A 457-nucleotide genomic window follows, 5' to 3' on the forward strand; every position below is an offset into this window, starting at 1 on the left:
GATATCGGCAGCCGCAACTTCGTCCTTGCCGACACGGGCATGGGCCTTGACCTTCATCATCTGGCCGAGCCGCTTTATCAGCCGGGCCGTCAGGACAAGCTGGTCGCCTGGAACGACCGGCTTGGACAGTTTCAGAGTGATGCCGGTCAGAAAAGCCTTGCTCCCGATCGACGCGAATTCCGCCTCTACCCCGTCCTGGCTGCGGGGCGAACCGATAAAGGCAGAGGTTTGTGCAAGGGCTTCGCCGATCAACATGCCTGGCATGATCGGTTCAGTGGGAAAGTGACCCACGAAAAAGGGCTCGTTGATCGTAACATTCTTGATCGCAACAGCTTTTGTGCCGTCGCATTCGGTGACCCTGTCGATCATCACAAATGGATACCGATGCGGAATCGTGGCGAGGATATCAGTGATCGGGATTTCACGAGAGCTCATGATGGTCTGTTTCCTTCAGTTG

General features: G+C 56.0%; 1 protein-coding gene. It reads right to left on the reverse strand.

Translation table 11 applies throughout. The features are described 5' to 3' along the window. The coding region (fabZ, locus tag RA19_RS24885) for a 3-hydroxyacyl-ACP dehydratase FabZ (RefSeq protein WP_039168395.1) at window positions 1-435 on the reverse strand (435 nt) is incomplete at its 3' end. Window positions 436-457 lie beyond the last annotated feature (22 nt).

The sequence above is a fragment of the Leisingera sp. ANG-M1 genome (genome assembly GCF_000813745.1).
Taxonomy (GTDB): Bacteria; Pseudomonadota; Alphaproteobacteria; order Rhodobacterales; family Rhodobacteraceae; genus Leisingera.